The sequence below is a fragment of the Actinoalloteichus fjordicus genome, assembly GCF_001941625.1.
GTDB lineage: Bacteria > Actinomycetota > Actinomycetes > Mycobacteriales > Pseudonocardiaceae > Actinoalloteichus_A > Actinoalloteichus_A fjordicus.
On the sequence record NZ_CP016076.1, the window covers coordinates 2,689,678 to 2,707,956 of the forward strand.

The following is an 18,279-nucleotide window of genomic DNA, read 5'->3' on the forward strand; positions in this document are numbered from 1 at the left end:
GCACCGCGGTGCTGCTCGCCGATCACACCGCACGGCCACCGCACTGCCGGGCGCCTCGGCGGTCCGCCTGCGGGACGGGACGGTGTTCGAGGAGCCGCTCCCGAATGGCTCGGACGACGGCGTCCGGGAGTGGATGCGGGTCGAGCTGTCCTGTCCGCGTGATCCGACGCCGCTGCTGGCGGGGCTGCCCGCCCGGCCGGTGGACGAGGACCCGGTCGCGGTCACGGGGGCGGTGGAGGAGCCGGCCGGCGTCCGGCTGTCCGCCGGAGTGCGCGAGGACGCGGGCTCTCGACTCGTGGTCGTGCAGGTCGCGGCGCCGTCCTGCGACGTCCTGCTGCTGCGGGCGCTGCATGCGGGCTGTTCGGTACGCGGTGTTCACCAGATGCCCGGCGGACGTCGCTCGACGGCCTGCGCCGCAGCCCCCGGCCCGGACCGAGGCAGTGACACCGAGGTGGCTCCAGCGGCTGGGGCGGCTCGAGAGGCGGAAGCGAAGGAGGAACCGACGTGAGGACCCTGGCCACCGTCCGGTACACCCTGGCCGACCTGCTGCGTTCTCAGCTCTTCCTGGCGCCGCTGCTGGTCTGCGCGGGGTCGCTGGCGGTGCTCTTCGGCGGTGACGCGGGGGCGCCACCCGGCCCGTGGGCCGCCTCGGTCCTGCTGCTCTACCCGGCGAGTGCCTGGCTCGCCGTCGCCGCCGCCAACGCCGAGGAACCCGTCCAGCGGAGTGTCACGGTGGTGGCGGCAGGCGGTCACGGACGGGTGCTGGCAGGCGTGCTCGGCGTCTGCGTACTGGTCGACCTGCTGCTCGTCGCCCTCGCGGTGTGCTGGCCGATCCTGACCGGCCGCTACTCGTATCCGCTCACCCTCGTCGGACTGGGCATCGCGGCTCATCTGGCCGCCGCGCTGGCGGGGACCGCCGTCGGCCTGTTGTGTGCTCGACCGGTGCTGAACCGGCCGGGCTGGACCGTCGCCGCGGCCTCGGGCGTCGTCCTGCTCACCGCGCTTGCCCCGTGGCTGCCGCCGGTCGGCACGACGGTGGCCAGACTCGGTGCCGCGTCGGCGACGGGCGGGTCGCCGTGGCCCGGCACGGCTCTCGACCTCGGGGTGGCCGTGCTGCTGCTCCTCGGGGCGGCCGCGACGACCCTGCGAGTGGCGCGACGACGCTGACCACGGCGGCGTCGGCCACAACGGACGGGGCTCCCAGGGCCGTCGGCACGATCACAGCCGTTGTCGCCGGAAGCCGGAACGGGGCACCGGCTGTGTCGTCGTCGAGTCGCCATCGAACTCGGACGCCGGCTGCCACCCCTGAGCAGGGCGGTCGCCCGCCCGTCCGGACTTCGGCCGGCGGAGCAGACGCGGCCCGCGACGACGGCTCTGCCACCTGCGAGGACAGGTGTGCCACCGAGGGATCTCCGCAGCCGTGGGCCGGAATGCCCGCCGTCACGACTCCAGCTGTTCCAACGCCTTCATGATCCGCTTGTCCGACACCGGGAAGGCGGTCTTGATCGTCTGCGCGAAGTAGCTGAGCCGCAGCTCCTCGATCGCCCAGCGGACCTCCCGGAGCCCCTTGCCGGGCGACGCCGTCGCGGGCACTCTGGCCGCGAGCCGTTGATAGGCCTCGGTGACGACGGCGACCTTGGCCGTCCAGTCCTGGTCCCGCGCCGGGTTCTCCGGCAGCTTCTCCAGCCGTCGTGCGACCCCCCGCAGGTAGCGCACCACATGCGGGAGCCGCTGAGCGCCGACGGCGGTGACGAAGCCGGGGAACACCAGCCCGTCGAGCTGCGTGCGGATGTCGGCGATCGAGTCCTTCGGCGCGTGCCGGGCGACCTCCTTCAGCCGCAGTTCCACCGCGCGCCACTCGGTGAGGATCTCCTCGACCTTGCCCACCACGTCCGTCATCAGCGGAGGCAGCTCGGCACGCACCTTGCTGCGCAGGGTCGCGAAGGCCGCCGTGGACCAGGCGGGACCGCCGTGCCTGGTGATCAGCCGGTCCGCCGCACACGACGCGCAGTCCGCCAGCAGGGCTCCCACTCCGCCGTGCGGATTGTGGGTCAGCGCCAGCTTCGTCTGGTTGCTCAACCTGCCCTGGATCAACTTGATCGGCGCCGGGGCGTTCAGCAGGACCAGTCGTCGGGTCCCCGCCCACATCGCCTGTCGCTGCTCCGCCTCGGAGTCGAACAGCCGGACCGCCACCTCGTCGCCCTCGTCGACCAGCGCCGGATAGGAGGTCACCAGATAGCCGGCCTGCCGCGTGCGGTGCGTCTTGGCCAGGTCGCCGATGGTCCAGTCCCGCAGCCCCGACTGTTCCACGCCCTCCGCCGAGGCCGACAGGGTCGCCCGGAGTCTGGGGCGCAGTCGCTCGCGCAGCTGTGCCAGGTCGCGTCCCTCGGCAAGGGGCTGCTGTCGCTCGTCCACCACTCGGTAGGTGATCTTCAAGTGATCCGGCACGCGGTCGAGCTGCCAGGCGTCTCGAGGCACCACCACGCCCACCTGCCTGCGCAGCGCGTCCTCCAACGAGTCCAGCAGCGGCGCCTCACCGGCTCGCATCCGATGCAGCACCGCCGCCGCGCAGTCCGGCACCGGGACGACGTGCCTGCGCAGCGGCTTGGGCAGCGACCGCAGCAGCGACTCCACCAGCTCGGCACGCAGTCCGGGGATCTGCCAGTCGAAGCCCGTCTCCGTCACCTGGTTCAACACGGCGAGCGGGATGTGCACGGTCACGCCGTCCGCGTCGGTGCCCGGCTCGAACTGGTAGGTCAGCTTCAGCCGAAGGTCGCCCTGCGGCCAGCTGTCCGGGTAGTCGGCCTCGCCGATGCCTGCGGCCTGCTCGTTGACGAGCATCGACCGGTCGAAGGTCAGCAGATCGGGCTTGTCGTGCCTGGTCTTCTTCCACCAGGAGTCGAAGTGCCTGCCGGAGACGACGTCGGCGGGGATGCGCTGGTCGTAGAACTCGAACAGGGTCTCGTCGTCGACCAGGATGTCCCGGCGGCGAGCCCGATGCTCCAGGTCCTCGACCTCGGCGAGCAGCTCCCGGTTCTCGTGGAAGAACCGGTGGCGGGTCTCCCAGTCGCCTTCCACGAGGGCGTGTCGGATGAACAGGTCCCTGGAGGTCTCCGGATCGATCCGTCCGAAGTTCACCTTGCGGCCTGCGACCAGTGGGATGCCGTAGAGCGTCACGCGTTCGAGCGCGATCACGGCGGCCTGCTTCTTCTCCCAGTGCGGCTCGCTGTAGCTGCGCCGCACCAGAGTGCCTGCCGCCTTCTCGATCCAGTCCGGCTCCACCCGGCCTGCGATGCGACCCCACAGCCGCGACGTCTCGACCAGCTCGGCCGCCATCACCCAACGCGGCGGCTTCTTGAACAGCGCCGAGCCGGGGAAGATCGCGAACTTGGCGTTTCGGGCGCCCAGGTACTCGTTCTTGTCGGTGTCCTTCAGCCCCACCTGGGAGAGCAGGCCCGTCAGCAGCGCCTGATGTACTCGATCGTGGTCGGCGGGCACGTCGTTGAGGGTCGTTCCCAGGGTCCTGGCCACCTGACGAAGCTGGCCGTAGACGTCCTGCCACTCACGGACGCGAAGGTAGTTCAGAAACTCGGTGCGGCACATCCGGCGGAACCGGCTGGAGGAGGACTCCTTCTGCTGTTCCTGCAGGTACTCCCACAGGTTCAGCAGGGACACGAAGTCGGAGTTCTTGTCGACGAACCGCGCGTGCTGCTCGGCCGCCGCCTGCTGCTTGTCCTCCGGTCTCTCTCTGGGGTCCTGGATGGACAGCGCGGCGGCGATCACCATCACCTCGCGAAGGCAGCCGTTGCGTTCGCCCTCCAACACCATCCGGCCCAGCCTGGGGTCCACCGGAAGCTGCGCGAGCCTGCGACCGAGCGGAGTGAGCCGCTTGCGCAGGTCGGTCTCGGCCGGGTCCAGTGCACCGAGCTCCTGGAGGAGCTGCACGCCGTCGGCGATGTTGCGCCGGTCGGGCGGATCGACGAAGGGGAACGCCGCCACGTCGCCGAGTCCCAGCGCGCTCATCTGCAGGATCACCGAGGCCAGATGGGTGCGCAGGATCTCGGGATCGGTGAACTCCGGACGGGCGAGGTAGTCCTCCTCCGAGTACAGCCGGATGCACACCCCCGCCGAGAGCCTGCCGCAGCGGCCCGACCGCTGGTTGGCCGACGCCTGCGAGATCGCCTCGATGGGGAGCCGCTGCACCTTCGTCCGCAGGCTGTACCGGGAGATCCTGGCGGTGCCGGGGTCGACGACGTACTTGATGCCCGGCACGGTCAGGGAGGTCTCGGCCACGTTGGTGGCCAGGACGATGCGCCGACCGGTGTGCGGCTGGAACACCCGGTGCTGCTCGCGGGCCGACAGCCGGGCGTAGAGCGGCACCACCTCGGTGTTGCGCAGCTCCTGTTTCTCCAGCGCGTCGGCGGTGTCCCGGATCTCCCGTTCGCCGCTGAGGAAGACCAGGACGTCGCCGGGAGCCTCGCCCGCCAGCTCGTCCACCGCGTCGCAGATCGCCTGCACCTGGTCGCGTTCGACCTCGTCGGTGACGACCGGTCGGTACCGGACCTCCACCGGATAGGTCCGACCCGACACCTCGATCATCGGTGCGTCGCCGAAGTGTCGGGAGAACCGCTCCGGGTCGATCGTCGCGGAGGTGATGATCACCTTGAGGTCGGGTCTGCGCGGCAGCAGGTCCTTGAGATAGCCGAGCAGGAAGTCGATGTTGAGGCTGCGCTCGTGCGCCTCGTCGATGATGATCGTGTCGTACTGCCGCAGCATCCGATCCCGTTGGATCTCCGCGAGCAGGATGCCGTCGGTCATCAGCTTGACGAGCGTGTCCTCGCCGACCCGGTCGGTGAAGCGCACCGCGTAACCCACCGCGTCGCCCAGCTCGCCGTGCAGCTCCTCGGCGATGCGCTCGGCGACGGTGCGGGCGGCCAGCCGCCTCGGCTGAGTGTGGCCGATCAGCCCGTGCACGCCCCGGCCGAGCTCGAGACAGATCTTGGGCAGCTGCGTGGTCTTGCCCGACCCGGTCTCGCCCGCCAGGATCACCACCTGGTGATCGCGGACGGCCGCCAGGATCTCGTCCTTGCGCTGTCCGACCGGCAGCTCGGCGGGGTAGTCGATCTTCGGCACGGCGGCACGGCGACGTTCCACCCGCAGCGCGGCCGCGTCGATCTCGGCGGCGACGGCGGCGAGCGCCGCGTCTCGGGCGGCGCCTCGGGAGTCGCGTCCGCGCCGCAGGCCGTCCAGGCGCCGCGCGAGGCGATGTCGGTCCCGCAGCATCAACTCGGGCAGGCGTGCCGACAGTTCGGTGAGGGGAGAGGTGACAGGCGGCGTTCTCATACGGGGTCAAGGATAGGCACCCTGCGCTGACCGGTCTCGCGATTTACCCCCCGCGTCGTCGTCGCGGTGTCGGCGGAACGCTCGTCGGCGGGCGGCGGACACGCGGAAGGCACGCACGGGCGGCTGCGCCCGCCTGGAACGAGCCTCGGCTGCGCGGGCTCGCACGGACGGCGCGTCGGGACCCTCTGGCGAGCAGGAGCAGGCTCGACGGGCCGACCGGGAGACTGCCGTGCCTGCGCGCAGGTCCGACCGGCCCGGCCGTGCGCTGATGGGCCGCAGCCGCCACGGCCCGCCGGGATGTGAAGCGCCGCACACCCGCACAGGCCGAGGCGTCGGATCATCGGACGACCGAGCTGCGGCGGGGCGAAAGAGGGTTCCGCAGGCTCGGTCCATGCGGTAGAACGTCACGGCTGCCCGAGATCGTCTCGGGAGGCAGGGGCACGCCTGCCGAGCGTCGGTCGGCGGAGCCCGTGCCGGGCGATCACGTCGTGAAGCTGGTCGGGGGAGCACATGCCGGAGATGACGATCGGCGCGCTGCGGCGATCGCGGGTGGCGGTGGCGGTGCTCTTCTTCGTCAACGCCTTCGGCTACGCCAACATCGTGCCGAGGCTGCCGCAGCTCAAGAGCACGCTGGAGTTGAGCAACAGCGCACTCGGGCTCGGCATCGCCGCGATGCCTGCGGGCGCGCTGGTCGCAGGCCTGCTCGCCGGTCCGCTGTCGGCCCGCCTCGGCAGCGGCAGGCTTGCCGTGCTGAGCGGAGTGGCACTGGGCGCCATCGTGCCGACGGCCTCGCTGGCCGGCGCCTGGTGGGGCTTCGCCCTGACGATGTTCTCCCTCGGCGCCGTCGATTCGGTGATGGACGCCGCCTCCAACGCGCATGGGCTGCGGGTGCAACGGCGTTACCGCCGTTCGGTGCTCAACAGCTTCCACGGGGTGTGGAGCCTCGGCGCCGTGGCAGGCGGAGTCGTCGGCAGCACGGCCGCAGGCCTGAGCATTCCGTTGGGACCGCACCTGCTCGCCGTGGGCATCGCCGTCGCCGTGCCCGCCCTGCTCTGCCTGCCGCACCTGCTGCCGGGGCCCGAGGACAGCGAGCGAGCCGCCGAGGCCGACGCCGGGCAGCCGACCGCTGAAGACGCGGCGGCGAATCGAGGACACGTCCGCCGGATACTCGTCCTGCTCGGCCTGGTGATGATGGCCGCCTGCGCCGTGGAGGACACGCCCGCGTCCTGGGGCGCGGTCCTGTTGCAGGACTCCTACCACGCGCCTGCGGCGCTGGCGGGCGGCGCCTACGTGGCGTTTCAGACGGCGATGATGGCAGGCAGGCTGCTCGGCGATCGGATGACCGATCGGTTCGGGCATCTGCTGGTCGGTCGGGTCGGCGGACTGTTGATCGCCGTCCCGTTGGCCGTCGCGCTGCCGCTGGGCTCCACGCCGCTGCTGATCGCGGCCTTCGCGCTGGCGGGCCTGGGCACCGCGACGCTGTTCCCCTCCGCGGTCCACGCCGCCGGGAGCATCCCCGGTCTCAGCAGCGCACATGCCGTCGCGGCGGTGTCCTGGTTCGCCCGCGTCGGCTTCCTGATCATGCCGCCGGTGATCGGGGTGATCGCCGACGCCGTGGATCTGCGCCTGGCGGTGGGCGTCCTGCCCTTCCTCGGGCTGTTCCTCGTCTGGCAGTCCCGGATCTTCGATCCGGCTCGGCTTCGTCGCCCCGCGCAGAACTGAGTCGGTTCACGTTCGGTGTCGACGTGCTCTCCCGCCTCGGGCACTGCGTCGTCGGCAGCTGCCGAGCCGGGGCCGTCGGGGTGGGCGAGCCGCGTGGGGAGCCCGCCGAGTCGCTCTGCGGAGTCCTGCCGTCCCTCGGCACCGAGAAGGCGAGCGGCCGGTGTCGACGCTGCGTCCGGGCCCGCTGTAACGCACTCGTCGCCACCGGACTTCGGTCGGCGCGGCGAGGCTCATCGCGGGCGGGAGGGTCGTCGCAGGTCGCGGCCGCTGATCAGCCCGGTCCGGTCATCGCGGACCGCCGTGCGCACCGAGCTGGGTCGATGATGTTGGGAGCGCTCCCGATTTCATGGGCGAATCCGGCCCGTGTGCGGTTTCCACGGCAGGGCGGGGCGGCCGGGCGGACTCGGACGCGGTACGCGACCTCGCCAGGGCCCGCCACGGGCGACGGTCGTCGCGGCAGCAGCGGCGCCGCGTGGGCGCTGGTGACACCGCCCGGGGGCCGAGCGGCGTCCGGGCGGTGAGTCGCCGCGCGCGCCCGATGTTCCTCGCCCGCAACGAATATTGACAGCGAGTGTGATCTCCGTCAATCTGGGAGCGCTCCCAGATTGACGGAGGGCGAGGGCTCGGGAACTCGTGGTCACCACGCGCCGACGCGTTCGAGGAATCCACCCGCCGCCCCCGGCGACGCCTGTGCGGTCGAGGACGACTCCGGCCTCGACCAGTGGACGAGACGTGGAGCACGGCCTGTCACCCGAGGTTGTCAGTACTGAAATCAAGGAGGATTGCAGTGAAGACAAGACGCAAGGTGGGATTGCTGGGCGCGCTGGTCGCCCTGGCCGGGGCCCTGGTGGTGGCCACTCCTCCCGAGACGGCGTTGGCACACGGTGGCATGACCTACCCGGCCACCCGGACCTACGCCTGCTACGTCGACGGGCTGGCGGGCGGGCAGGGCGGCGACGTCAATCCGCAGAACCCGGCCTGCGCGGCGGCGGTGGCCGCCGGCGGGAAGAACGCGCTGTGGAACTGGTTCGGCAACCTGATCAGCGACGCTGGCGGCCGTCACCAGCAGATCATCCCCGACGGCAACCTCTGCGGTCCCTCCACGACCTTCGCGGGCTTCCGGCTCGGCCGCTCCGACTGGCCGACCACCCAGCTTCAGTCGGGGTCGAACATCACCTTCCGGTACAACGCCTGGGCGCCGCACCCCGGAACCTGGTCGCAGTACGTCACCCGCGACGGCTGGAACCCGAACCAGCCCCTGCGCTGGTCCGATCTGGAGCCCGCGCCCTTCGACGAGGTCACGAACCCGCCGATCAACGGCAGCGGCCCGCACGGAGCCGAGTACACCTGGAACGGCAGGCTCCCCGCCAACAAGAGCGGCCGACACATCATCTACTCGATCTGGCAGCGGTCGGACAGTGCCGAGGCCTTCTACAACTGCTCCGACGTCCAGTTCGGCGCGGGCTCGGGGCAGCCGGAGCAGCCGGAAGAGCCGGAGCAGCCGGAGGAGCCCGTCGTCGTGGACTGCGCGGTGAACTACACCAAGCAGAGCGAGTGGAACAACGGCTTCGTGGCCGAGGTGTCGCTGACCAACACCGGCAGCCAGTCGGTGTCCGGCTGGAACTTCGCCTGGACATACGGGGCGGGGCAGCAGGTGACCAACGCCTGGAATGCCACGGTGACTCAGCAGGGCACGAGAGTCACGGCTCGTTCCTCGCAGGGCGTCGGGAGCATTCCGGCGGGAGGCTCGGTCACCTTCGGTTTCCAGGGCACGCACACCGGGAGCAATCCCGTGCCTGCCGCCTTCACCTTGAACGACTCCGTCTGCACCTGAGAACCGGGTCGGGCCCGGCCGGTCGATCTCGCCCGACCTGGCCCGTGAGCTGACGAGTCGTTGAAGAGAACCGGGGGCGGGGAAGGACAGCGTCGCCCTTCGCCGCCCCCGGGTGGAGCCGCCCGTCGGGCTGATCAGGCCGTCGGGGGTGATCAGCCCCCTGCCTGCGACGAGTCCTGTCGTCGCATCGGCATGGCCGTCTCGGCGTGGTACCCCATCTGACGCAGCAGCACGGCGCAGATCTCGTCGAGCTGGCGGACCTGGTCGTCGTCCAGCCCGTCGAAGAGCAGTTCACGAACCTTGGCGACGTGGCCGGGCGCCGAGGCCACCACCTTGGCCTGGCCCGCCTCGGTGAGGACCGCGATGCTGCCTCGGCCGTCCTCCGGCGACTTCCTGCGGTGGACCCAGCCGTTCTTCTCCAACCTGCTCACCACGTGGGACAGCCGGGACGGTGAGGCGTTGGCCTTGGCGGCCAGATCACTCATCCGGGCCGACAGGTCGGCGGACTCGGACAGCAGTGCCATCACCCAGTAGCCGAAATGCGTGACGGAGGCGTCCCGCTGGAGCTGGGCGTCGAGCGCGGCGGGCAGCACCGTGATGACGCCTGCGAGCTTGCGCCACGCTCGCTGCTGCTCATCGGTGAGCCACCGTGCCTCGTTCACCTGCGGGATCTTACCCAGGCGCCCGCCGACGGACGGCGACTCGCAACCTGATCGTGAGCAGCCGCTTCACCCGGACGGCCCAGTGCTCTCCTCTGCCGGACTGCTCCGCAGGGTGGAATGCAGATACTTGAAAGTTCATGTAATCTGGCCACTCCTTGAAGCTTCAACATACTGAGTGTGCCCGCCGAGTGGCGATCGCCGACTCAGACGACGGCCTTCACCGCCCGCGGCCCGCCTCGCGACCACCGGGAGACCTGACGACCATGAAGCCCTTCGCACTGCTCCGCAATCTCGTGCTCCTCGCCGCCCGGCTGGGGCTCGGCATCGTGCTGATCGCGCACGGCTGGCAGAAATTCACCGAATGGGGGATCGACGGCACCACGGCGTCCTTCGAGGCGATGGGCGTCCCGCTGCGCGCGCTCTCCGCCTGGTTCGCGGCCCTGGTGGAACTCGGGGGTGGGATCGCCCTGGTGGTCGGATTCGCCGTGCCGATCGTCGGGGTCCTGGTGGCCTTCGTCATGGCGGGCGCCTGGGCCATCGTGCACTCGGGTTCCGGACTCTTCGTCTCCGACGGCGGCTTCGAGTTCGTCCTGGTCATCATCGTCGCGGCGCTGCTGCTCGCGGTGACCGGCGCGGGCGCCTTCGGCATCGACCGCTTCCTGTCCCCGCTCGTCCTGCGTAACGCCCGTGGTCGGGTCCCCGCCGACGCCTGAGTGCCCCGCAGAGCCTGCCGACGCCGACACCCGGCGGCATCGGCATCGCCGCGGCGCATCAGACGTGTCCCGTCCGTCGTGGCGTCCGAGGAGGTACCGGGTGGAGCCGGGCTCGGCGCGACCGACGTTGTTCGCGCCGGTGAGCCGGAACCAGTGATCGCGTGATCGGCCACCGCAGGCAGCAGCCCGAGACCTCGGGTGCGTGCCCCGCGACCGTGACACGATCGATCGACGAGAGCGATGCGGGCCGTCGGCACAGACCGCCCGACCTCGGCGGCAGGAGGCCTCGGCCGCACAGCCCCGTCAGGCCGACTCGGTGACCTTCGATCGTCGGCGGAGCCGGGCTCGACGGTCACACCGCCCCGCGACGGCCGGCAATGTCGATCCCCGTCGTCGGAGAGATCGAGACGTCACGCTTCCCCCGCGATGCGAATGAATTGCCGTATCGGCGTGCCGCATTCGTCGTAATAACGCCCGGCGAATGTGACCCAGCGTCGTCGTCGGAGTATTTCTCTCGCTTCACTGGGAATCGGTATCGGTGCCGCGCTAACGTGCAATGGTGACCTCCACCGCCTGGCCGCTGGTCGGGATCGTCGCGCCCGTGGTGTCGCTTGCGGCGGCGCTGGTGGCGTTCATCGTCGTGGGCCGGTCGCTGCGCAGGCTCGACCGTCAGTCGAAGGAGCAGGCGGCCTACGCGATGACTCGGCTGAACGAGCAGGCCGAGCACCGAGGCCGTGAACTCCGACTCGCCGCTCAGCACGGCAGGCGTGAACTGGAACGGGAGGCCGACCGGCGGACGGCGGAACACGTTCGACGAGGGCAGACGGCACAGCGTCGGGACGCCTATGCGGACTTCCTCGCCGCCGCCAACGTCTATCTGCTCGCCTGCTATTCCGGCGACCCCGCGCAGCCGGACGGGGCGTGGCGAGCGGAGATCACCCGGCTGGGACAGCAGCTGTGGGCGGCACTGGCTCCGGTGTATCTCCTCGGCCCGCCCGAGGTGGTGGATGCCGCCGACGTCTATTCCCGACTTCTCGTGCTTCGGCTCGGCCGGGGCCGGTCGGTGACGACCGAGGAACTGAAGACGGTTCGCGATGTGTTCGTCCACGTCGCGAGAATGGATTTAGACCGTTCGGCGGATCAAGCGCGCGGATGACGATCGCCCGTCGTCGATTCGACGTCGAGCGACGGTCATTCCCTGTCGTCGATGAGCGGACGTCGATTCAGGCATTCGCGAAGCCGGTCGACGACTCGGGTCGGTCCGGACGGATGCCGTCGCGAGATCCGGGCCGGGCGGCCGCGCCTCGCCTCGGCCACCGCCGTCGAAGCAGCCGGAGTCGGAGGCGCCGAAGGGCGCACCGACCGGCGAAGCCGATAGGGCCGTACCGCGTTCAGGACGGCAGCACCTCCGACCTCGGGACGTGCAGCCAGCCGCTCGGCGCGAAGCGCTGTGCTCGGGGCAGCGGCACCGATAACGACCGCCGCACGGAGAAGGTCCAGGCCAGCAGCGAGAAGACTCGCGGCGTGCGGAACTTCTCGGTGGCGTAGGAGTCCTCGTACCAGGCCGACCAGGACATCGCGCGGCCCTGACCGCCGAAGAAGTCCTCCAGCCGCCGGAAGCCCTCGTCCAGCGAGGTCACGGCGAAGGTCTGCGAGACCGCCTCGACCTCGGTGAGGAATCGCATGCGGCGTTCGCCGGATCGCCCGCCGTCGCAGACGTAGTACTCGAATCCCGGCGCAAGCAGCCGGACCGGTGAGCGGCTCGGCGTCTGTCCGGCGGGCCACAGATGCCAGCCGTGGTCCTCCCGGAAGGGAGCGGGCGGCAGCCACCAGCCGTGTCGCCGAATCCAGACCGAGTCGGTCACGAAACCCCCTTGAACGCCGGGTACATCGTCATCGCGCGAGCGCCGGAAGACGTTGCACGTCCTCACCCGGCACCGACGGACCGGCGCCGCGCGAGCCTGCGGCCGCGCACTCGATCCAGCCTGCCGGCGTTCGCCGCCGTCAGGTTGGCTAGCCTGTGATGGTCCGGTGACTCACCACGAGTGCGACCAGGACGACTATCCGCCAGTCGGTCGGCAAGGAGATCAGGACCCGTGTTGCGCACCCATCAGGCCGGCGCCCTGCGCGCCGAGCACGTCGGCAAGACAGTCACCCTCACCGGGTGGGTGGCGCGTCGACGCGATCACGGGGGCGTGATCTTCATCGATCTTCGGGACGCCTCCGGCGTGGCACAGGTCGTCTTCCGCGAGGGCGAGATGGCCGAGCGGGCCCATCGACTGCGTGCCGAGTTCTGCCTGCGCGTCACCGGCGAGGTCGTGATTCGACCGGCGGGCAACGAGAACCCGGAGATCCCCACCGGAGCGATCGAGCTGACGGTCACGGACCTGGAGGTCCTCTCCGAGTCGGCCCCGCTGCCCTTCCAGCTCGACGAGCATCTGGAGGTCGGCGAGGAGGCCCGGCTCCGGCACCGGTACCTCGACCTTCGGCGGTCGGGTCCCGCGGCGGCCCTGCGGATGCGCAGCGAGGCCAATCGGATCGCGCGCACGGTGCTGCACGACCAGGACTTCGTGGAGATCGAGACCCCGACGCTCACCCGGTCGACCCCCGAGGGCGCCCGCGACTTCCTGGTGCCCGCCCGGCTCCAACCCGGTTCCTGGTACGCGCTGCCGCAGTCCCCGCAGCTCTTCAAGCAGCTGCTGATGGTCGGCGGCATGGAGCGCTACTACCAGATCGCCCGCTGCTACCGGGACGAGGACTTCCGCGCCGACCGGCAGCCGGAGTTCACCCAGCTCGACATCGAGATGAGCTTCGTCGAGCAGGAGGACGTGATCAGCCTCGGCGAGGACGTGGTCACGGCACTGTGGCGTGAGCTGGCCGACCACGAGATCCCCCGGCCGATCCCGCGCATGACCTACGGCGACGCGATGGCGCGGTACGGCACCGACAAGCCGGACCTGCGCTTCGGCCTCGAGCTGACCGAGCTGACCGAGTACTTCGCCGAGACGCCCTTCCGGGTCTTCCAGGCGCCGTACGTGGGCGCAGTGGTGATGCCGGGTGGAGCGGACCAGCCGCGCAGGCAGCTCGACGCCTGGCAGGACTGGGCGCGTCAGCGGGGCCACAAGGGCTTGGCCTACGTCCTCGTCCAGCCCGACGGCACCCTCGGCGGGCCGGTGGCCAAGAACCTCACCGAGGCCGAGCGCGCGGGCCTGGCCAAGGCGGTCGGCGCCGACCCCGGTGACTGCGTGTTCTTCGCGGCGGGTCCGGCCCCGAGCGCCCGCGCCCTGTTGGGCGCCGCCCGCCTGGAGATCGGCAGGCGCTGCGGTCTCATCGACGACGCGGCGTGGTCGTTCGTCTGGGTCGTCGACTCGCCGCTGTTCGAGTCGGCCGAGGACACCACCGACGTGGCGGTCGGCTCCGGCCGATGGACCGCCGTGCACCACGCCTTCACCTCGCCGACGGCCGAGTGGGCCGACCGGTTCGAGGAAGACCCGGAACACGCGCTGGCCTACGCCTACGACATCGTCTGCAACGGCAACGAGATCGGCGGCGGGTCGATTCGTATCCACCAGGCCGAGATGCAGCAGCGGGTCTTCAACGTGATGGGCATCTCCGACGTCGACGCCAAGGAGAAGTTCGGCTTCCTCCTGGACGCCTTCCAGTACGGCCCGCCGCCGCACGGCGGCATCGCCTTCGGCTGGGACCGCATCGTGATGCTGCTCGCAGGTGCCGAGTCGCTGCGCGAGGTCATCGCGTTCCCGAAGTCCGGCGGCGGCTTCGACCCGCTCACCCAGGCACCCGCGCCCATCACCGCCGAGCAGCGCAAGGAGGCGGGCGTCGACGCCCGACCGGGAGTTCGTCAGTCCTGAGATTTCGCTCCGAGGCCACGGCGGCACGGGGTCGAAGTTTCTCGATCGTTCAGCCGAACAGTGGTCATCATGCGATGGCGAACCACGGTAGGGTCGGAAGAGATGAGCCTTGAGACAGCTGTCAGTCGGTCAAAGGCGTCCGACGGGAGCACGACGAGTCCTGACGAACTGGTAGACACGGTTCGTGCGGCGGAGACGGTGCTCACCGGTCGATTCGGCGCCGCAGTCAAACTTGCCGACCCGGAGGATCTGGGCGGCAGCGGTCGCGCCGCCGTCGTCCGCGTACGGGTCGCCGAGACCCCGTTCACGATGCCCAAGACCCTGGTCATCAAGCGCTACCCGCAGGCGGAGGGCGCCCCGGCAGGCGGTGCCTTCGCCCGTGAGGCGGCGAGCCTCCAGCTGCTGACCGCCCTGCCCGTGGAGAGCTGGGTCGGCCCCGAGCTGGTCGGGCAGGACCCGGCTGAGCGGCTGGTGATCCTCGAGGACTTCGGCCGCGCCTCGACGCTGGCCGACGTCCTGCGTGCGGACGACACCAGGGCGGCGGAGAACACCCTGCTGGCCTGGGCTCGCACGCTGGGGCGGCTGCACACGAGCACCGCGGGGCGCGAGGCCGACTTCGACGCGCTGCACCGACGGCTCGGCGGCAGGGACAGCGGCCATCCCGTGGCGGAGGAGGCGGCGGAGGCCGTCCGGGAGATGCCCACGCTGCTCCTCGCGCTGCACGAGCGGTCCGTGCCCGACGTGGTCCTGTCGGCGGTGGCCGACGCGGCCCGGTTGTTCTCCTCGAACCGCTACCGCGCGTTCAGCACCAGCGACATCAGCCCGGACAACAGCGTGGTGACCGGCCACGGGGTCCGCTTCCTTGACTTCGAGTCCGGCTGCGTCCGCGACATCGCGCTGGACGCGGTCAGCCTGCTGGTCCCGTTCGCCTCGTGCGCCTGTGCCCTGGGCGTCCCCGAGGAGATCGGCGAGGCGATGCTCGCCACCTGGCGCTCCGAGGTGATCTCGGTGTGGCCGGAGCTAAACCAGGACGAGATCCTGCTGCCCAGGCTGTTCCAGGCACAGCTCGTGTGGGCCTGGGTGGCCACCTGGCGGGTGCTGTCCGGCTCCGACCGTGCGATGGCCTCGATGTCCTCCGAGACCGAGGCGGGCGACCCGATGCTGCGCTACCTCGACGTCATCGACCAGTGGGAGCGGCTGGCGTCGGACTCCAGCGTGGCCGAGCCCCTGGCGGAGTTCGCCGATGTGACGGCCGATGCGCTGCGTGCTCATTTCGGCCTGTCCGGCCAGCGGCTGCCGCTCTACCCCGCGTTTCGCTGATCGTCCTGCTCGCCGCCGGTGAGCAGCCGTGGTCGAACCGGCGGCGAGCGACCGCCGCCGGGCCGGTCAGAGCCAGGTCGCCGGATTGGTGAGTCGGCTGTCGGTGCGTTCGCCGGTGTTGAGGGTGCCCGCCAGTTCGATCAACAGCACGTGGCACTCCTGATCGGCCACCGGCCGATGCCGCACGGTCCTGGGCACCACGAACAGCTCGCCCTCGGTCAGCGTGTGCCGGGTCTCCGGCAGGTCGATGTGCAACGTCCCGCTCACGACGAGGAAGAGCTCGTCGGTGTCGGGATGGTCGTGCCAGACGAATTCGCCGAGGACCTTGACCAGCTTGACGTCCTGGCCGTTGACCCTGGAGACGATGTGCGGCGCCCAGTGCCCGTCGATCAGGGCGAGTTTGTCGGCGAGGGACACCACGGAGTTCATTCCACGATTGTCGTCGTGATCGTGTGACGGGCGTGCGCCGGGTGTGGTGGTCGCAGGCGGTGTCGTGGCCGCCGGGTAGCGTCGCCCCCGTGGCAGACGGCCTGTTCGACGAGGGACTGTTCGGCGCCGAGGTGGCCGACAAGGCGGAGCGTGCGCTGGCCGACAACGCCCCGCTGCCGGTGCGGATGCGGCCGAGGACGCTGGACGAGGTCGTCGGGCAGGATCACCTGCTCGGCCCCGGCGCCCCGCTGCGCAGGCTCGTGGAGGGCGCCGCGCCTGCGTCGATCCTGCTCTACGGTCCGCCCGGCACCGGCAAGACGACGCTGGCGACACTGGTGTCCCAGGCCACGGGACGCCGGTTCGTGGCGCTCTCCGCACTCTCCTCCGGAGTCAAGGAGGTGCGCGCGGTGATTCAGGAGGCCAGACACCGTCTCGGGCGTTCCGGAGAGTCCACCGTGCTGTTCATCGACGAGGTGCATCGATTCTCCAAGACGCAGCAGGACGCCCTGCTCGGCGCGGTGGAGGACCGGGTCGTGCTGCTCGTCGCCGCCACCACGGAGAACCCGTTCTTCTCGGTGGTCTCCCCGCTGCTGTCCCGCTCGCTGGTGTTGCAGTTGCACTCGCTCACGGACGAGGCGGTGCGCGCCCTGGTCGACCGGTCGGTCGCCGAGGAACGCGGCCTCGGCGGACGGCTGCGACTGACCGAGGACGCCGCCGAACACCTGGTCCGGCTCGCCTCCGGGGATGCTCGTCGTGCCTTGACGGCGCTGGAGGCGGCGGCGGAGGCCGCCGAGTCGACCGGCGCCGAGGTGATCGATCTGTCCACTGTGGAGGCGACGGTCGACAAGGCCGCCGTTCGCTACGACCGCGACGGCGATCAGCACTTCGACGTGACCAGCGCCTTCATCAAGTCCATTCGAGGCTCGGACGTCGATGCGGCGCTGCACTATCTGGCCAGGATGGTCGAGGCGGGCGAGGATCCTCGGTTCATCGCCCGGCGGCTGGTGGTGCACGCCAGCGAGGACGTCGGCATGGCCGATCCGACCGCGCTCGGCGTTGCGGTGGCGGCGGCCCAGGCAGTGGCACTGATCGGGATGCCGGAGGGACGGATCGCCCTGGCTCAGGCCACCATCCACCTGGCCACCGCGCCGAAGTCCAATGCGGTGATCACGGCGGTGGACGCGGCGCTGCACGACGTCCGCTCCGGTGCGGCCGGTCCGGTGCCCGCCCACCTGCGCGACGGGCACTACTCGGGCGCGAAGAAGCTGGGCAACGCGACGGGGTATCGCTATCCGCACGACGTGGCCGAGGGCGTCCTGGCACAGCAGTATCCGCCGGACGCCGTGGTGGGCAAGGACTACTACCAGCCGACGTCGCGGGGCGCGGAGCGGGCGCTTGCCGAGCGGATGCCGAGACTGCGGCGGGTCATCCGGGACGAGTCGCCTCGGCGCGGCTGATCGACGAGCCGCCCGGCCCGTCGCGGCGGGGAAATCTCGCGCGGACCCGATGAAACCGGAAACACTGGTCAGGCCCGCGCCTTAAGCTCCCGAATCATGGAACGACCGTGCGACGGGACCGCCGAGGGCTCACGACTGGCCCGTGATCGGCTCATCGCCGCCGAGCGGGTGCTCTGGGAGGCGGCCGCCGAGTTCGGCTCGGCTCGACGTGCACTGCCTGCGGGCCCAGCCGTGCAGTCGGCGACTCCGCTGACCACCGCGTCGGGCAAGCCCGTGACCCTGGCGGGCCTGTTCGGCGCTCGGCGCATCCTCGTCGCTTACCACCTGCGTTTCGACGAGGGATGGACTCGGCCGTGCCCGGACTCGGCGCGGTGGGCGGACGGGCTGGACTCGTTGGTGCCCCATCTCGAATCGGAAGCCGCCGTGGCCGTGTTCTCGCCCGCCTCGCCGGGTGCGCTCGCCGCCGAGGCGGAGCGTCGGGGCTGGCGACGGGCGGCGTTGGTGTCGACCCAGCCAGGGCGGTTGACCGAGGAGTTGGGCCTGCGCCATGAACTCGGCCTGCGTGCGGCGATCAGTCTCTTCCGCTGGACCGACGACGGCACGCTGCGCCGCAACGTCTTCGCCGCCGACGTGCCCGGGGGACCCTGGTCCCTGCTGGACCTGCTGCTTCCCGGCAGACAGGCCGATCGGGACGACCTCGACGGCCTCGGCGAGCCGCGCGGGCCCGACCGCGTCGAGCCCGCGCGGGACGAACGTCGGTGGGAGGCGGCGCTGCCCGAGCAGACCGGGCCTGCCGTGGCCGCCGTCGACGAGACCGACACCGATCGGGGCGAGGTCCTCCGCGACGCGGACTGGGCGACCACGCCGCCCGGCTGATCCGGCGGGGGCGGCCGAGAGCGCGGAAGCCCACCGCTACGGTGGAAGTCCACC

At 70.9% G+C, this 18,279-nt stretch carries 14 protein-coding genes; 10 read left to right on the top strand and 4 right to left on the bottom strand.

Translation table 11 applies throughout. The annotated features are described in order from the left end of the window. The first annotated feature begins 82 nt into the window (after positions 1-82). Positions 83-508 (top strand): hypothetical protein, encoded by a 426-nt coding sequence (locus tag UA74_RS33495; RefSeq protein WP_232237898.1) that lies wholly within the window; start codon positions 83-85, stop codon positions 506-508. Then, complete coding sequence (locus UA74_RS12035; protein WP_083683145.1) at positions 505-1,167, top strand: hypothetical protein; 663 nt, start codon at positions 505-507, stop codon at positions 1,165-1,167. The genes UA74_RS33495 and UA74_RS12035 overlap by 4 nt, the downstream gene beginning before the upstream one ends. Positions 1,168-1,440: 273 nt before the next feature. Here the strand turns inward: UA74_RS12035 and hrpA are convergent, their stop codons facing one another. Further along, positions 1,441-5,343 (bottom strand): ATP-dependent RNA helicase HrpA, encoded by a 3,903-nt coding sequence (gene hrpA, locus UA74_RS12040; RefSeq protein ID WP_075764376.1) that lies wholly within the window; start codon positions 5,341-5,343, stop codon positions 1,441-1,443. Between the two features lie 510 nt (positions 5,344-5,853). On the opposite strand from hrpA, the gene UA74_RS12045 reads away from it, so the two are divergent. Both UA74_RS12045 and UA74_RS12050 read left to right on the top strand, forming a co-directional pair. After that, complete coding sequence (locus tag UA74_RS12045; protein ID WP_083683146.1) at positions 5,854-7,065, top strand: MFS transporter; 1,212 nt, start codon at positions 5,854-5,856, stop codon at positions 7,063-7,065. Positions 7,066-7,852: 787 nt separating this feature from the next. Further along, entirely contained in the window at positions 7,853-8,899 is a 1,047-nt protein-coding gene (locus UA74_RS12050) for a lytic polysaccharide monooxygenase auxiliary activity family 9 protein (protein WP_075740328.1), read from the top strand. A 152-nt stretch (positions 8,900-9,051) separates the two neighbouring features. Here UA74_RS12050 and UA74_RS12055 read toward each other — a convergent pair whose 3' ends face one another. After that, a complete protein-coding gene (locus tag UA74_RS12055) occupies positions 9,052-9,561 on the bottom strand; it encodes a MarR family winged helix-turn-helix transcriptional regulator (protein WP_075764378.1) in 510 nt (169 codons plus the stop codon). Positions 9,562-9,824: 263 nt separating this feature from the next. Between UA74_RS12055 and UA74_RS12060 the strand changes: the two genes are divergently transcribed. Together UA74_RS12060 and UA74_RS12065 are read left to right on the top strand one after the other, a co-directional pair. Beyond that, positions 9,825-10,274 carry a DoxX family protein gene (locus UA74_RS12060; RefSeq protein WP_075740330.1) on the top strand — a complete coding sequence of 150 codons (450 nt, stop codon included), beginning with the start codon at positions 9,825-9,827 and terminating at the stop codon, positions 10,272-10,274. A 556-nt stretch (positions 10,275-10,830) separates the two neighbouring features. Beyond that, positions 10,831-11,430, top strand: coding sequence for a hypothetical protein (locus tag UA74_RS12065; RefSeq protein ID WP_075740331.1), 600 nt, complete (start codon positions 10,831-10,833; stop codon positions 11,428-11,430). Positions 11,431-11,665: 235 nt separating this feature from the next. Here the strand turns inward: UA74_RS12065 and UA74_RS12070 are convergent, their stop codons facing one another. Next, complete coding sequence (locus tag UA74_RS12070; protein WP_075740332.1) at positions 11,666-12,139, bottom strand: hypothetical protein; 474 nt, start codon at positions 12,137-12,139, stop codon at positions 11,666-11,668. Positions 12,140-12,370: 231 nt separating this feature from the next. On the opposite strand from UA74_RS12070, the gene aspS reads away from it, so the two are divergent. Further along, a complete protein-coding gene (gene aspS, locus UA74_RS12075; protein WP_075740333.1) occupies positions 12,371-14,143 on the top strand; it encodes an aspartate--tRNA ligase in 1,773 nt (590 codons plus the stop codon). 102 nt (positions 14,144-14,245) lie between these two features. Further along, a complete protein-coding gene (locus UA74_RS12080) occupies positions 14,246-15,463 on the top strand; it encodes a phosphotransferase (protein ID WP_232237728.1) in 1,218 nt (405 codons plus the stop codon). A 66-nt stretch (positions 15,464-15,529) separates the two neighbouring features. Here UA74_RS12080 and UA74_RS12085 read toward each other — a convergent pair whose 3' ends face one another. After that, on the bottom strand, positions 15,530-15,892 hold the full coding sequence (locus UA74_RS12085) for a cupin domain-containing protein (protein WP_075764380.1): 363 nt from the start codon (positions 15,890-15,892) through the stop codon (positions 15,530-15,532). 89 nt (positions 15,893-15,981) lie between these two features. Between UA74_RS12085 and UA74_RS12090 the strand changes: the two genes are divergently transcribed. Both UA74_RS12090 and UA74_RS12095 read left to right on the top strand, forming a co-directional pair. Beyond that, on the top strand, positions 15,982-17,349 hold the full coding sequence (locus tag UA74_RS12090) for a replication-associated recombination protein A (protein ID WP_075766105.1): 1,368 nt from the start codon (positions 15,982-15,984) through the stop codon (positions 17,347-17,349). Positions 17,350-17,445: 96 nt separating this feature from the next. After that, the gene (locus UA74_RS12095) at positions 17,446-18,225 is read left to right on the top strand and encodes a DUF899 family protein (RefSeq protein ID WP_075764382.1); all 780 of its coding nucleotides are present in this window, start codon (positions 17,446-17,448) and stop codon (positions 18,223-18,225) included. Positions 18,226-18,279: the final 54 nt, after the last annotated feature.